This window comes from Armatimonadota bacterium, from assembly GCA_016869025.1.
Lineage (GTDB): Bacteria > Sysuimicrobiota > Sysuimicrobiia > Sysuimicrobiales > Humicultoraceae > VGFA01.
Genome location: VGFA01000021.1, coordinates 1 through 13,114, shown reverse-complemented (window position 1 = coordinate 13,114; position 13,114 = coordinate 1). Strand labels below are relative to the sequence as shown.

At 68.4% G+C, this 13,114-nt stretch carries 13 protein-coding genes; 12 read left to right on the top strand and 1 reads right to left on the bottom strand.

Annotated features, from left to right (window positions below; all coding sequences use genetic code 11):
- Nucleotides 1-31: 31 nt before the first annotated feature.
- From FJX73_10415 to mazG, 8 genes are all read left to right on the top strand, one after another.
- Nucleotides 32-427: a hypothetical protein gene (locus FJX73_10415; GenBank protein MBM3471184.1), complete on the top strand. Its 396-nt coding sequence runs from the start codon at nt 32-34 to the stop codon at nt 425-427.
- Nucleotides 428-1,156 carry an NAD(+) synthase gene (gene nadE / locus FJX73_10410; protein MBM3471183.1) on the top strand — a complete coding sequence of 243 codons (729 nt, stop codon included), beginning with the start codon at nt 428-430 and terminating at the stop codon, nt 1,154-1,156. It abuts the gene before it with no gap.
- Nucleotides 1,157-2,113: 957 nt separating this feature from the next.
- Entirely contained in the window at nt 2,114-3,373 is a 1,260-nt protein-coding gene (locus FJX73_10405; GenBank protein ID MBM3471182.1) for an aspartate kinase, read from the top strand.
- Between the two features lie 65 nt (nt 3,374-3,438).
- Nucleotides 3,439-6,759 carry a transcription-repair coupling factor gene (gene mfd / locus FJX73_10400; protein MBM3471181.1) on the top strand — a complete coding sequence of 1,107 codons (3,321 nt, stop codon included), beginning with the start codon at nt 3,439-3,441 and terminating at the stop codon, nt 6,757-6,759.
- On the top strand, nt 6,756-7,736 hold the full coding sequence (locus FJX73_10395) for a hypothetical protein (protein ID MBM3471180.1): 981 nt from the start codon (nt 6,756-6,758) through the stop codon (nt 7,734-7,736). Before mfd ends, FJX73_10395 begins: the two co-directional genes overlap by 4 nt.
- A gap of 18 nt (nt 7,737-7,754) precedes the next feature.
- Nucleotides 7,755-8,138, top strand: a complete 384-nt coding sequence (locus FJX73_10390) for a nucleotidyltransferase domain-containing protein (protein MBM3471179.1) — start codon at nt 7,755-7,757, stop codon at nt 8,136-8,138.
- Nucleotides 7,945-8,556: a DUF86 domain-containing protein gene (locus tag FJX73_10385; GenBank protein ID MBM3471178.1), complete on the top strand. Its 612-nt coding sequence runs from the start codon at nt 7,945-7,947 to the stop codon at nt 8,554-8,556. Before FJX73_10390 ends, FJX73_10385 begins: the two co-directional genes overlap by 194 nt.
- A 9-nt stretch (nt 8,557-8,565) precedes the next feature.
- Complete coding sequence (gene mazG / locus FJX73_10380; protein ID MBM3471177.1) at nt 8,566-9,273, top strand: nucleoside triphosphate pyrophosphohydrolase; 708 nt, start codon at nt 8,566-8,568, stop codon at nt 9,271-9,273.
- Nucleotides 9,274-9,314: 41 nt separating this feature from the next.
- Here the strand turns inward: mazG and FJX73_10375 are convergent, their stop codons facing one another.
- The gene (locus FJX73_10375; GenBank protein ID MBM3471176.1) at nt 9,315-9,635 is read right to left on the bottom strand and encodes a type II toxin-antitoxin system VapC family toxin; all 321 of its coding nucleotides are present in this window, start codon (nt 9,633-9,635) and stop codon (nt 9,315-9,317) included.
- A gap of 328 nt (nt 9,636-9,963) precedes the next feature.
- On the opposite strand from FJX73_10375, the gene FJX73_10370 reads away from it, so the two are divergent.
- The 4 genes from FJX73_10370 to FJX73_10355 all read left to right on the top strand — a co-directional run.
- Nucleotides 9,964-10,461 carry a nucleotidyltransferase domain-containing protein gene (locus tag FJX73_10370; GenBank protein ID MBM3471175.1) on the top strand — a complete coding sequence of 166 codons (498 nt, stop codon included), beginning with the start codon at nt 9,964-9,966 and terminating at the stop codon, nt 10,459-10,461.
- A gap of 180 nt (nt 10,462-10,641) precedes the next feature.
- On the top strand, nt 10,642-11,226 hold the full coding sequence (locus FJX73_10365; GenBank protein MBM3471174.1) for a hypothetical protein: 585 nt from the start codon (nt 10,642-10,644) through the stop codon (nt 11,224-11,226).
- A 149-nt stretch (nt 11,227-11,375) separates the two neighbouring features.
- The gene (locus tag FJX73_10360) at nt 11,376-12,338 is read left to right on the top strand and encodes a hypothetical protein (GenBank protein ID MBM3471173.1); all 963 of its coding nucleotides are present in this window, start codon (nt 11,376-11,378) and stop codon (nt 12,336-12,338) included.
- Nucleotides 12,335-13,114, top strand: a 780-nt coding sequence (locus FJX73_10355; protein ID MBM3471172.1) for a capsule assembly Wzi family protein, incomplete at its 3' end; no start/stop codon positions are given. The genes FJX73_10360 and FJX73_10355, both read left to right, overlap by 4 nt.

Genomic DNA, 13,114 nt, shown 5'->3' with positions numbered 1-13,114 from the left:
GTTTGCCCGGCCGCTGCGAAACGGCCTAACCATGAAACGCATCTCCCTGCTCGTGTTGCTGGTGGGCATCTCCGCCGTCGCCGCGTCCTGCCGGGCGCCCGGCCAGAGGGGGGGCGGCATCGAGCCCCTCATACCGCAGCCGAGCCCGCGGCCGGCGATCCCGGTGGTGGTCGAGGTCTTCGGCACGTCAGGGTTGCGGTTCGAGGGTTCCTATGGAGAACTCGGCGAGTCGAAGCGCGCGGGCGGCGCCGTACCGGCCAGCATTGCGTTCCAGACGGTGGAGGGGTTCTCGGTCACGCTGCAGAAGCGCACGGACACCGGCGAACTCGGCATCCAGGTAACGGTTGCCGGCAAGCCGGTGCACCGGTCCTCCACCACGCGAGAGTTCGGCCTGGTCACCTATACCCACCGCGTGTCATCACCGTAGATGCCGCAGAGGTCTCCACGAGAGGTTTCAGAGCGCCTGATCGCCTGGCTGCGCGAGCGGGCGGGCGAGGCCGGAACGCTGGGCGCGGTGGTAGGCATCTCAGGAGGCGTAGACTCCGCGGTCGTTGCCGCGCTCTGCCTGCGCGCGTTCCCGGAAACAACGCTGGGCGTCATAATCCCCTGCCACAGCGACCCGCGCGACATAGAAGATGCCGAAGGGGTCTGCGCGGCGCTGGGCCTGCCGCACACCACGGTCGTACTCGATGCGGCCTTTGATGCGCTGACCGCGGCGCTGCGGGATGCGGGGCAGCCCGCGGACCACCGCATGGCGCTGGCCAACCTGCGACCCCGGCTGCGGATGAGCGCGCTCTACTACTTCGCCAATCGTCTCAACCGGCTGGTGGTCGGCACCGGCAACCGCAGCGAGGCCTACGTCGGCTACTTCACCAAGTACGGTGACGGCGGCGTGGACGTGCAGCCCATCGGTGGGCTTGTGAAGTCCGAGGTGCGCGAGCTGGCCGCCTACCTGGGGGTTCCGCAGGCGATCGTGGACCGCACGCCGAGCGCCGGCCTGTGGCCCGGCCAGACCGACGAAGGCGAGATGGGGCTTACCTACGCAGCCCTCGACGCGTACCTCCTCACCGGGACGGCACCGCCTGCGATACGGACGCGCATCGAGCGCATGCACGCCGCGAGCGAGCACAAGCGGCGCCCGCCACCGATCCCCTGACTCCGGCATTTGACCGCCCCCCGCGCAAGGTGATAGAGTCCTGCGCAAACCCGCAGCCGAACGCTGTGTGAGCGTTGGAGGATGAAGGCAATGCGCGTCAGCGTCACCGTGCCGGCAACCAGCGCCAACCTGGGGTCGGGTTTCGACGTCTTGGGATTAGCCCTGGAACTCTACAACGAGATCGCGGCCGAGGTCATCCCCGAGGGCCTGGTGGTTACGGTGGAGGGCGAAGGCGCCGATGCCCTGCCCCGTGACGGCTCCAACCTGGTGGTCCAGGCCATGAACATGGTGTTCGACCGCGCCGGAGTACACCCACCCGGACTGCGCGTCCATTGCCAGAACCGCATCCCCCTCGGACGGGGTCTGGGATCAAGCGCCGCTGCCATCGTCGGCGGGCTGCTGGCTGCCAACTACCTCATCGGCGAGCCGCTCGACCGCGAGCAACTGATGGTGATGGCCGTGGAGCGAGAAGGCCACCCGGACAACGTGGTCCCTGCCTTCCTGGGCGGGCTGGTGGTCTCGGTGCCCCACGCCGGGCGTGTGGAGCACGTCCGCATCAACCCGTCCTTCGGACTGAACATCCTGGTCGTCGTGCCGGACTTCCAGGTTCCCACGGCCTTTGCGCGCAAGGTCCTTCCTTCCGTGGTGCCCCTGGACGACGCGGTCTTCAATATCGGCCGCGTGGCGCTGTTCCTGGCCGGGATCTCCAGTGGCGAGCACGCTCACCTGGCAACTGCAATGGACGACCGGCTGCACCAGAACTACCGGGCAGAACTCGTTCCCGGGATGGCGGAAGCCATTGCCGCGGCCCGTGCAGCCGGCGCGGCAGGCGTGGCCCTGAGCGGCTCCGGACCCTCCCTGCTGGCCTTCGTCCCCGAGCGTGTGGAAACGGCAGTGGCCGATGCCATGCAGGCCGCCTTCTCCCGCGCCGGCGTAACGACTGAAGTACACGCGGTCATGGCCGATCTGTTCGGCGCCGAGGCCTCCACGACCGACCGTCCTGTGCGCTCCCTGGTGATCCAGAAGTACGGGGGCAGCACGGTGGCCGATGCGGATCGCATCAGGAAGGCGGCCGACCGCGTGGCACAAACCCGCAGGACCGGCGACGACGTTGTGGTGGTGGTCTCCGCCATGGGGAATACCACCGACGAGTTGATTGCCCTGGCCAACTCCATCAACCCCGCGCCGCCGCCGCGGGAGATGGACATGCTCCTCTCCACCGGCGAGCAGACATCCATCGCCCTGCTGTCTATGGCGCTTGGCCGTCAGGGGGTGGAAGCCGTCTCCCTGACCGGATCTCAGGTTGGGATCATCACCGACCGTGCCCACCGCCGGGCCCGCATTCGCCGGATTGACCGGGAGAAGATCATGAGCCACCTCAGGGCCGGTCGGGTCGTGGTGGTGGCCGGCTTCCAGGGCCGGGAGTCCGGTGGAGACCTAACCACGCTGGGCCCGGGTGGAGCGGATACCACCGCCGTCGCCGTGGCCGCCGCGCTGCGGGCCGACCGTTGCGAGGTCTACACCCATGTCGAAGGCGTGTTCACGGCCGACCCGCGGGTGATCCCCGAGGCCAGGCTCATTCGGCGGATCCCCTACGACGAGATGCTGGAGATGGCGGACCTGGGAACCCGGGTCCTCCAGCCGCGCGCAGTGGAGGTCGCAAAGCGGTTCGGGGTCACGCTGGTGGTTCGATCCAGTTTCAGCCACGATCCGGGCACGCAGGTGGGAGGAGGAGACGATATGGAGGAAGTCATCATCAGGGCGGTCACCCACAGCTGCGACGAGATCAAGCTGGTGTTGGAGGCCGTGCCCGACGTACCGGGGGTAGCGGCCCGGGTGTTCCGGGCCCTGGCAGACGCCGGGGTAAAGGTGGACATGATCCTGCAGGGCATGCACCACGAAGGACGGAACGACATCGCCTTCACCGTGGTCAGGGAGAACCTGGATGACGCGCGCCGCGTCTGCCAGGAGCTGGCGGTTGAGTTGGGCGCCCGCCGTGTGGGCGAGGACGCGGGGATCGCCAAGGTGTCCGTGGTCGGCGCCGGCATCTCGCAGGATGCCGGGGTCGCCGCCTCCATGTTCGAGGCCCTGGCAGAGGAAGGGATCAACATTGACATGATCAGCACGTCCCCCCTGCGCATCTCCTGCGTCATCGCCAGGGACAGGGCCGAGGACGCGGTAGGGGCCCTCCATCGCCGCTTCAACCTGTCAGGCTGACGTTACCGAAGGCTGATTCCCCCCTGCTTCCCGTTTCGATACAATAGAGGTTACGGTTTCTCGATATGGCCATGCTGCTGCAGGGCCTCGTGGCGCTTCTCCGCGGTGCGCCTGCCTACAAAGAGATCCGCCATGCCCTGATCGAGGGCGCTGTGCAGCCGTCCGTCCTCGGGCCGGGCGGCAGCGCGGCGGCGTGCCTGCTGGCGGCGATCGTCGCCGACCCCAAGATAGCCGGCACGACCCCCGATGGGACGGGCGCCCCAGCGGCCACCCTGGTCATCACCCCGAACCGCGAGGCCGCAGAGCGCTTGACAGACGACCTGCGGGCGGCGCTCTCTGGCGCGGAGATCCAGGTCGTTCTCTTCCCGGACGACCCAACCGCGGTGCGCGATCGCCTGGGGGTGTTGGACGCGCTCACCGCCGGGAGGGGTGCCGCGGGCGGTCCCGCCGCCGGCCCCACCACCGAATCGCAGGTGGTCGTTGTCGCGTCCGCGGCCGCGTGCGCCGAGCCGCTCCCTTCCCCCGAAGCCCTGGCCGCCGCGACGCTCCACCTGCGCCCCGAACAGACGCTGCCGCGCGATCGCCTCGTGGCCGGCCTGGAGTCCGGCGGCTACCAGCGCGTCGGGTTGGTGGCGAATCCGGGCGAGTTCGCGGTGCGCGGCGGCGTCGTGGACCTGTTTCCTCCGGACGCGGACGCGCCTGTCCGCCTCGACCTCTGGGGGGACGAGGTGGACTCACTGCGCGCGTTCGATCCGCTCTCTCAGCGCGGCCTGAAAGCGCTGCCCGAGGTCACGGTGCGGCCGGCATGGCTGCGCGCGGAAGGTGACGCTGCCGCCTCACTCGCGGCGCACCTTCCCTCCGGCGGGCTGCTGGTGTTCGTGGAGCCGGCCGAGACCATGGCGCGGATCGCTGGCCCGGCCCCCGGACGCCGGCGTCTGGCGATATCCGCCGCGCGACCGCCCGAGGGACGCTGGCACGAGGTCCGTTTGGACACCGGTGGTCTTGAAGCCCACGGCGGTCAGACGCACCTGTTCGCCAGGATGCTGACAGGCATGGCAGATGAAGGGCTGAGCGTCGTGATCGCCTCTGCACAGGCCGATCGCCTCGCGCACATCCTGGCAGACTCCGGCATCGAGGTGTCGCTGGCCGACCGCCTCGACGCGATGCCCCCCCGCGGCCGCATCGTGGCCGTCCCCGTTCCCCTTGCGCGGGGATTCCGCCTCGACTCGGCAGGCCTAGCGGTGGCAACCGACGCCGAGATCGTCGGGTGGAGACGGCGCCGGCCCCGGATGCGGTTCCTGCGTGAGGGCGAGCGATTGGCGTCGTGGGTTGACCTATCCCCAGGTGATCTGGTCGTGCACCTGCACCACGGCATCGGTCGCTACAAGGGCCTGGTCCGGCTGCAACACGGCGGCGCGGAACGAGAGTACCTGATGATCGAGTACGCGGCGGAAGACCGTCTCTACGTGCCCACCGACCAGATCGGACTGGTCCAGCGCTACATCGGCGCCGAGGGCGCACAGGTCAGGATCCACCGCCTGAGTGGCGCGGAGTGGGAGCGCGAGAAGCGCCAGGTAAAGGAAGCCACGCGCGAGATGGCGGCCTCGCTGCTGACGCTCTACGCGGCGAGGGCCACGGCGGCCGGGCACGCCTTCGGTCCCGACACTCCCTGGCAGCACGAGATGGAGGCCGCGTTTCCCTACGAGGAAACCCCGCACCAGCGCGTGGCCATTGAAGCGGTCAAGCGCGACATGGAGGCGCCGCGGCCCATGGACCGGCTGGTGGCAGGCGACGTCGGCTACGGAAAGACCGAGGTGGCGCTGCGCGCGGCGTTCAAGGCGGTGATGGACGGCAGGCAGGTGGCAGTGGTGGTCCCGACCACTGTTCTGGCGCAGCAGCACTTCAACGTGTTCTGCGAGCGGTTCGCGCCCTACCCCGTGACCGTGGAGTTGCTCAGCCGCTTCCGCTCGCCCGGCGAGCAGAAGACGGTGCTGGCCGGCCTTGCGGCCGGCACCGTGGATGTGGTAATCGGCACCCACCGGCTTCTGGGCAAAGACGTGCGGTTTGCCAACCTGGGGCTGGTGATCGTGGACGAGGAGCAGCGCTTCGGCGTCGGGCACAAAGAGCACCTCAAGACGCTGCGGCGGAGCGTGGACGTGCTCACCCTCACCGCCACGCCCATCCCGCGCACGCTGCACATGTCGCTGGCAGGCCTGCGTGACCTCACGGTCATGGAAACGCCGCCGGAGGCCCGGCTGCCCATCCACACGGAGATCCGGCCCCAGGACGACGATCTGGTGCGCGACGTGATCCGGCGCGAGATCGCGCGCGGCGGGCAGGTGTACGTGGTGCACAACCGGGTCGAGACAATCGGGCGCGCCGCTCGGCGCATCCGCCACCTGGTGCCCGAGGCGCGCGTCGGGATCGGACACGGACGGATGAGCGAGGAGCGGCTGGAGACCACAATGCTCGACTTCCTGGGCGGGCGTCTCGACGTGCTCGTCTGCACAACCATCGTGGAGATCGGCCTGGACATCCAGCAGGTCAACACGATCCTGATCGAGGACGCGCAGCTGATGGGCCTGGCGCAGCTCTACCAGTTGCGCGGCCGCGTGGGCCGCGCCGACCGGCAGGCGTATTGCTACCTGCTCTACCCGCCCAGGACACCGCTGACGGCCGAGGCCGAGCAGCGGCTGCGGGCCATGGCCGAGTTCGTCGAGTTGGGCTCGGGAATGGGCCTGGCGATGCGGGACCTCGAAATCAGGGGGGCCGGCAACATCCTGGGCCCTGAGCAGCACGGCCACGTGGCGGCTGTGGGCTTCGACCTGTACTGCCGGCTGCTCGACGAGGCGATCCGCGAGGCGCGCGGTGAGATCATCGAGGACGTGCGCGATCCGGCGCTCGAGCTCGGCGTGGACGCGCACCTGCCCGTGGCGTACCTGCCCGACGAGAACGAGCGCATGGCCTGCTACCGGCGCCTGGCAGCGGCGCGGACCACCGAGGAGACAGAAACCGTCGCCGCCGAGATGGAGGAACGCTACGGTCCACCTCCGCCTGCTGCGCGTGCGCTGCTCGAAGTGGTGCGCCTGCGGATCGCGGCACGCGGCGCCGGCGTCACCTCGATTGCGCGCCAGGACGGCCGATTCGCCGTGCGCCTGAACGAGAGCAGTCACCTCGACGCGGCCGTCCAGGATCGGCTGCGTCTGGCGCTGGGCAGTCGGGCCCAGGTCACGGCGGCCGGCCTTACGGTGCGCGCCTCGGGCCGGACCTTCGCCGAGCAGGTCGGACCGCTGATCGAGACACTGGATCTGCTTGGAAGGCTGGCGGCACGCGGCGCGCTGCGGTATGCTGGTTCCGTTCGCACAGAGGAGGGAGTTCCTAGATGAAGCTACGCAATGTCATTATCGCGGTCGCCGTGGTGGTCGTCGTGGCAGCCGCCGGCGTCGGGGCATGGTTCCTGACGAAGGGCGCTCAGAAGGGCTCGGCCGTGGCCGCCCGGGTGAACGGCGACGCGATCTACTGGTCACAGGTGGACGCCGAGGTAGCCAGGGCCGCGGCGCAGTTCGGCCTGGATCCGGCCGGCGAGGAGTTCGCAAAGCAGCGGAACGAGATCTCAAAGGCAGTGATAGACCAGCTCGTCGCGCAGCGCCTGGTGGTTCAGGAAGGGCGCAAGCGCAACATCGCAGCCGGCGACAAGGAGATCGAGGAGCAGCTTGCCTCGATCAAGCAGCGGTTCCCCGGCGAAGCCGAGTTCACCAGCGCCCTGGCCCGGAACGGCCTGACGCTCGCGGGCCTGCGCGAGATGATCGGCATCAACCTCACCCAGCGGAAGGTGGCGGAGGCCGTGGCGGTGGCAGGCGTGTCGGACGACGAGGTGCGCAAGCAGTATGACACCAACCCTGCGCTCTACGACAAGCCCGCCCAGATCAAGACCAGCCACATCCTGCTGCGCATTGCCGAGAAGGGCGCCGAGTCGGTGGCGGCGGCCAAGGTCAAGATCATTCAGGCCAAGCTGGCCGACGGCGCGAAGTTCGAGGACCTGGCCAAGCAGTACTCAGAGGACCCGGGCAGCGCCGAGCGCGGCGGCGACCTGGGGTTCGTGACAAAGGGCACGCTCGTGAAGGAGTTCGAGACCGTCGCGTGGGCGCTCAAGCCCGGGCAGACCAGCGGCCCGGTGCGGACGCAGTACGGTCTGCACATCATCCGGGTCCACGAAACGAAGATCGCCGAGAAGGGCTCGTTCGAGAAGGTCAAGGAAGAGATCCGCGCGCAACTGCTCGGCTCCAAGCGCGAGAAGGCGTTCGACGCCTGGCTCACGGAGCAGCGAAAGGTGGCCAAGGTCGAGCGGTTCGAGCGCAAGTAGCGCGCCGGCGGAAGCGGGATGACGGACGGAGCAGTTGACAGGATCGTCCTGGAGGCCAGGGCAGACCCCTCGGTGCTGGCCGTCGTGCTGTTCGGAAGCGCTGCGCGCGGTCAGGCAGAAGTGGGATCGGATCTAGATGTGTGCCTGGTCCTCGACCCCGCCCGCGGTGCCGATTCACTGGAGCGCCGCCTGCACTACCTGAGCCGGCATGATGCGGACATCCAGGTGTTCCAATCTCTCCCGTTGGCGATGCGCTCGCGAATCCTCAAGGAGGGCAGGGTGCTCTTTGTGCGGGACGAGGACGCGCTCTACGCGCTCGCCCGGCGTACCATCGCGGCCTTCGAGGACTTCCGTCACATCCACAAGATGTACCTGGACGCGGTGCTCCATGCTGGATCGTGAGCGCATCCTCGGGCGCCTGGACGACCTGGAACAGTATCTGCGCGAGCTCCGGCAGGTCGCGCCGGATAGCGTCGAGGAGTACCGGCATGTGGCGACGCGCCGGGCCTGTGAGCGCCTCCTTCAGATCGCCGTCGAAGCAGTCGTGGATGTTTGCGCTATGCTGGTGGCCGGCCTCCGGCTTGGGCTGCCAAGCGAGGAGGACGACCTCTTCGAGAAGCTCCACGCGACCGGGGTACTGCCGGCAGGACTCAAGGAGCGGCTGCGCCGCATGAAGGCCTTCCGCAACATCCTTGTACACGAGTATGCGCGCGTGGACGACCGTAGGGTATTTGAAGTCTTGCAGACAGGCCCGGGGGACTTCGAGGAGTTCAGGCAAGAGGTCCTGCGCACGCTCAGGCAGGACGCGCCGGGCAGCTAACCTACACGCATGCGCCACACCTTCGAGGACCTGGTCGCGGTGATGGCCCGCCTGCGCGGGCCTGACGGCTGCCCGTGGGACCGCGAGCAGACGCACGCCTCGCTGGCGCCGTACCTGCTGGAAGAGGCCCACGAGACCCTCGAGGCGATCTCGCGCGGTGATTCCGCCGCGCTGTGCGACGAGTTGGGCGACCTGCTGCTTCAAGTTGTCTTCCACGGCCAGATGGCGAAGGAAACCGGCGCCTTCGATGCGGGTGACATCGTGGACGGCCTGGTGCGCAAGCTGATCTCCCGCCACCCGCACGTCTTCGGGGGGACGGCTCTTGGAACTCCCGGCGAGGTCCTGGCCCAGTGGCACGAGATCAAACGGCGCGAGGCCCCACAGCGGGGGGTCTTCGACGGAATCCCGGCGTCGCTACCGGCGCTGGCCCGCGCGCAGAAGATTGTCGAGCGGGCTGCGCGGCAGGGAGAGGAGAATGCGGAGCCGGATTTCAGGTTGGCGCTGGAGGGAGTCCGGCAGGCCCTCGATGCGACGACGGTCGGTGCGGCACCGGCCGATGCGACGTCGGCCGAGCAGGTGCCGAGCGAGCTGGTCGAGGAACTGCTCCTCTCGGTCGTTGCCTTGGCCCAAGCCGCAGGGGTAGACGCCGAAACGACCCTGCGCGCGGCGTGCGACCGGTTCTTGGAGAAGAACGAGTTCCGAGGAGAGCGGCCCTAGCAGCAGGGACCGGTCGCCGTCAAGGACCTCCTCGGACGCCGTCACCTACCCACCTGACCTGAGGGAAGCCGGCGCTCGTGCTCTCTCGGTGGGAGCACGATGGGGCTGGGCGTCACCTCCAGCGGGAGATCGAGGAAGGCCGCGATCAAAGCCTCCCCATCTTCAGCCCTCACATGGGCCGCGGAGACCCGCTTCCATACCGTATTCGCGAACTCGGCATAGATCAGGTCCGGGGCCAGGGGTCTAAGCCGACCCTGCTCGAACGCCTCGAGCAGGTGCAGGGCCTCGCGAGAGTACGGCTCATCGAAAGACCATTTGACCGCGACGCTTGTGTCCACTACCACCGCGGGTACAGCGGTCACCGCCGGCGATCCTCTCGGATGAACGCGGCGCTGTCAGGAAACGCTCCGTACCTGGCCTGGACAGCCTCCCGTACTCGGCGGGCGTGACGCCAGAACTCCTGAGGACCTTGGGCTTGAGCCACGGCTTCCTGCGTGATGGACCCACGGCGGCACCTAGTCTCGTTCTTGCGACGAATCGTATTCGAATCGATGGCAAGCTGCAATCATGATGCTCTTCTGCGGCGCATCATGGGCCGCTGTCCCAGGACCTCGGCCCCACGACAGGAGTATGCGGACTGGACAGCCGCGTGGGCAGGATGGATGATAGGTCCCGAAGGATGAGATGTGCATGGGCCGAGAGACTGAGCTCGCTGGAGAACTGAAGCGGTTCTTCGCCCAGGAGGCCGAGGACCTGGGTATCACGCTGGTCTATCTCTTTGGCTCGCGGGCACAAGGAGCGGCAGGCCCGCAGAGCGACTGCGACGTTGCCATCCTGTTCTTGAAAGAACCCCCTGCCAGCGGTAGATACGCCCTCGAGCACCGGCTCGGCGGGCTCCTGGGAGCCGGCCGCGTGGATCTCGTCGTGCTGAACAGGGCGCCGGTCGAGCTCCAGTACAACGTGATAGCCACGGGCAGGCTTGTCTACGAAACCGATCGCGCAAGCCGCGTGGAGTTCGAGGCCCGGACGCTGGGTCTCTACGGCGACTTCCTGCCCGTGTTGCGCCGCCAGCGAAGAGAACTCCTTGAAGAGGGCGATTATGAAACCGGAATTCAGCGGTATCGAGCGGCGCTTGGAGCGGCTGTTGACGTGCTTGCAGAAGCTCGAGCCTCTTCGGGGAAAGGCTAAAGACGAGTTCCTGCGGGACTCCTACCTGCGGGATGTCGACTGGGACGAGGTATACTGGATACGCCTCGTCTCCTTTGCCCCGATTGCACGATCGCATACGATTGTCAGCACGCGTGGCCGACGAAGGATTTCGTAACCGCACGACGAACTAATCACCACCTCTCCTAAACAGGGTGCGACTTGGACGCAGGCTCCGGCAGCCCCAACACCCGGGTCATCCAACCCCCCAGCGGCAAGGGGGTTTGTTTCCTCAGGACCGAAGGCGCCGCCTGGTACGTCGCACACCTGAAGCCGCGTCAGGAGACGCGCGTGCTCTCCCACCTCCGGCTGCGGGCCGAGGGGATCGAGCACTACTCCCCCCGCATCGAGACCGTGCGGCGCCGCTGGGGCCGTCGCCTGGCGATGGTCGAGCCCATGTTCCCAAACTACATGTTCCTGCGGATGAGCCTGACTCCGCAGCTCTGGGATGCCGTGCGCTGGACCCCTGGAGTGCGGCGCATCCTCGGGGAAGGTGATCGGCCCACCCCGGTGCCCGACCAGGTTGTCGAGGCGATCCACGAGCGGGCCGACCCGATGGGGTTCGTTCGTGTGGGCGCGACCTGGACGCCGGGACAGCGCGTGAGAGTGCTGTACGGCCCGCTCAGCGATCTAGAAGGCATATTCGAGAGGCCCACCTCGCGCGAAGGCCGTGTGAGGATACTGCTGCACATCCTGGGCCATGACACGCCCGTGGAAGTGGGCGAGCTGGATCTGGAGACGCTCTAGACAGGCAGAGGCAAGACAGAAGGCTGACAGGCAGTATTGAGGCATCCCAACTCGACCATCCCCCGGCGGTGGGGCGCGCGGATCACGCCCCATTTGCGGCGGAGCCATGCACGCCTGAACCCGCGCCACCATCCCAAGGCGGTGATCAGATGACCCCTGCACAACGCCGCGCCGCGGCTGCGCTGCTTGCCATCGTCGCCGCGACGATGCTCCCTGCCGCGTTCCCTGCGCAGAGCGCCGGAGCGCAGCAGCCGTACGTGCTCGGCCCCGAGGACGTGATAGAGGTCTCCGTCTACGGCAACGACGACCTGTCACGCGTCGTCACGGTCCGCCCGGACGGGATGATCTCGCTCCCGCTGGTGGGCGAGATCAGGGCCGCCGGGCTGACCCCTGACCAGCTCCGTGAGCGGCTGGCCCCCATCTATGCGCGCTACATCAAGAACCCGCAGGTCGCGGTGATAGTGCGCGAGTTCCGCCGCGTGCGCATCACCGTGCTGGGGCATGTCACGCGCCCCGGCGTGTACGAGCTGCGCATGGGCTCGACCGTGCTGGACGCCCTGGCCGCCTCCGGAGGCCTGGCCGAGACCGCGGGCCTGGGCGAGGTGCGCCTGATCCGCGGCGGCTCCCCCCAGATCACGATAGATCTCGAGCGGCTCCTGCTCCAGGGCGACCTCAACCTCAACCGCGGCCTCGAGACAGGCGACACCCTGGTTGTCCCCGAGGACCTGACCTCCCGCGTCTACGTCCTGGGCGAGGTCGCGCGGCCCGGGGTCTTCCCACTGAGGGGGACGATGACCGCCCTGCAGGCCATCGGCCTTGCCGGCGGTCCCACGCGCCGGGCGATGCTCGGAAGGGCCCATGTGATCCGCCGCACCGGCGAGGCCGCCGGTGAGCCGCTGCCGCTGGCCACGGTGACCGTGGCCAGGCAGGCGGGCCCGCCCCTGCGCCTGATCCCGCTGGACCTGCACAAGATCCTGCGCGAAGGCGACGCGGCGCGTGACGTGCCGTTGCGGCGGGGCGATGTGATCTACGTACCCGACAACCCGCTGGCCTTCGAGAACATAGTCGCGATCCTTGGGGGCCTAGCCGATCTGCGGACGCTCTTGCGGTGATGGTCGCGCCGCGCAACCGGCGGCGCGCGGTGCTCGCGGCCGGCATGTCAGCAGCGCTCCTAGGAGCGCTGCTCCCGGTACACCCGGCCGCCTCGCACCCCCTGGAGATCGTTCCCGCGCAGCACTGGACCTACCAGACCCTCTACCGCCTGGCCTCCTGGGGCGTGGCGCCGCTGTGGGCGGCCTCAACCCGCCCCCAGACCCGAATGGAGCTGGCCAAGATGGTGGCCTGGGGCCTGGAGCGCCTTGCCATGGAGCGGGGCGCGGCAGCGCCCAGAACATCCCGCCCCCGCTTTGTGCTGGAAGATCTCGAAGCACTGGTGCTCGAGTTCGCCGACGAGCTCGCGCTGCTCGGCTACCGGATCACCGATCCCCCAATGGCGCCCTCCGCGAAGGCGCTCACCGGTTGGGGTGTGCGCCTGGCCCGCGCCACGGTCGCCCGGATCGAGTCGGGCGAGCCCCACTGGATGGAGCGCGCCGAGGGGAGCAGCCTTCGCCTGCAGGTGCAGGGCACCCTCGGCTTCGGCCCCACTCTTGCCGCCGGCGCCGACATCCTCAAGGGCCTGACATGGGGCGACGACCCCACCGCCGGTGTGCGCCGCGCATATCTCAGCGCCGAGTCGATGGGGCTTCTAGGCCAGGCCGGCAGGGACTATCTATGGTGGGGCCCGGGCTGGCGTGGCGCCTTCCTGCTCTCAGACAACACCGGCCCGCTCGACTTCGTCCGCGCCTCGATAACATGGGACAGGCTAAGATACACGAAGATCGTCGCCTCT

What these genes read in the sequence shown, in the direction of transcription:
- FJX73_10415 (MBM3471184.1), top strand. Translation starts at nt 32, where the DNA reads ATGAAACGCATCTCCCTGCTCGTGTTGCTGGTGGGCATCTCCGCCGTC.
- nadE (MBM3471183.1), top strand. Translation starts at nt 428, where the DNA reads ATGCCGCAGAGGTCTCCACGAGAGGTTTCAGAGCGCCTGATCGCCTGG.
- FJX73_10405 (MBM3471182.1), top strand. Translation starts at nt 2,114, where the DNA reads ATGGCCGATCTGTTCGGCGCCGAGGCCTCCACGACCGACCGTCCTGTG.
- mfd (MBM3471181.1), top strand. Translation starts at nt 3,439, where the DNA reads ATGGCCATGCTGCTGCAGGGCCTCGTGGCGCTTCTCCGCGGTGCGCCT.
- FJX73_10395 (MBM3471180.1), top strand. Translation starts at nt 6,756, where the DNA reads ATGAAGCTACGCAATGTCATTATCGCGGTCGCCGTGGTGGTCGTCGTG.
- FJX73_10390 (MBM3471179.1), top strand. Translation starts at nt 7,755, where the DNA reads ATGACGGACGGAGCAGTTGACAGGATCGTCCTGGAGGCCAGGGCAGAC.
- FJX73_10385 (MBM3471178.1), top strand. Translation starts at nt 7,945, where the DNA reads ATGATGCGGACATCCAGGTGTTCCAATCTCTCCCGTTGGCGATGCGCT.
- mazG (MBM3471177.1), top strand. Translation starts at nt 8,566, where the DNA reads ATGCGCCACACCTTCGAGGACCTGGTCGCGGTGATGGCCCGCCTGCGC.
- FJX73_10370 (MBM3471175.1), top strand. Translation starts at nt 9,964, where the DNA reads ATGGGCCGAGAGACTGAGCTCGCTGGAGAACTGAAGCGGTTCTTCGCC.
- FJX73_10360 (MBM3471173.1), top strand. Translation starts at nt 11,376, where the DNA reads ATGACCCCTGCACAACGCCGCGCCGCGGCTGCGCTGCTTGCCATCGTC.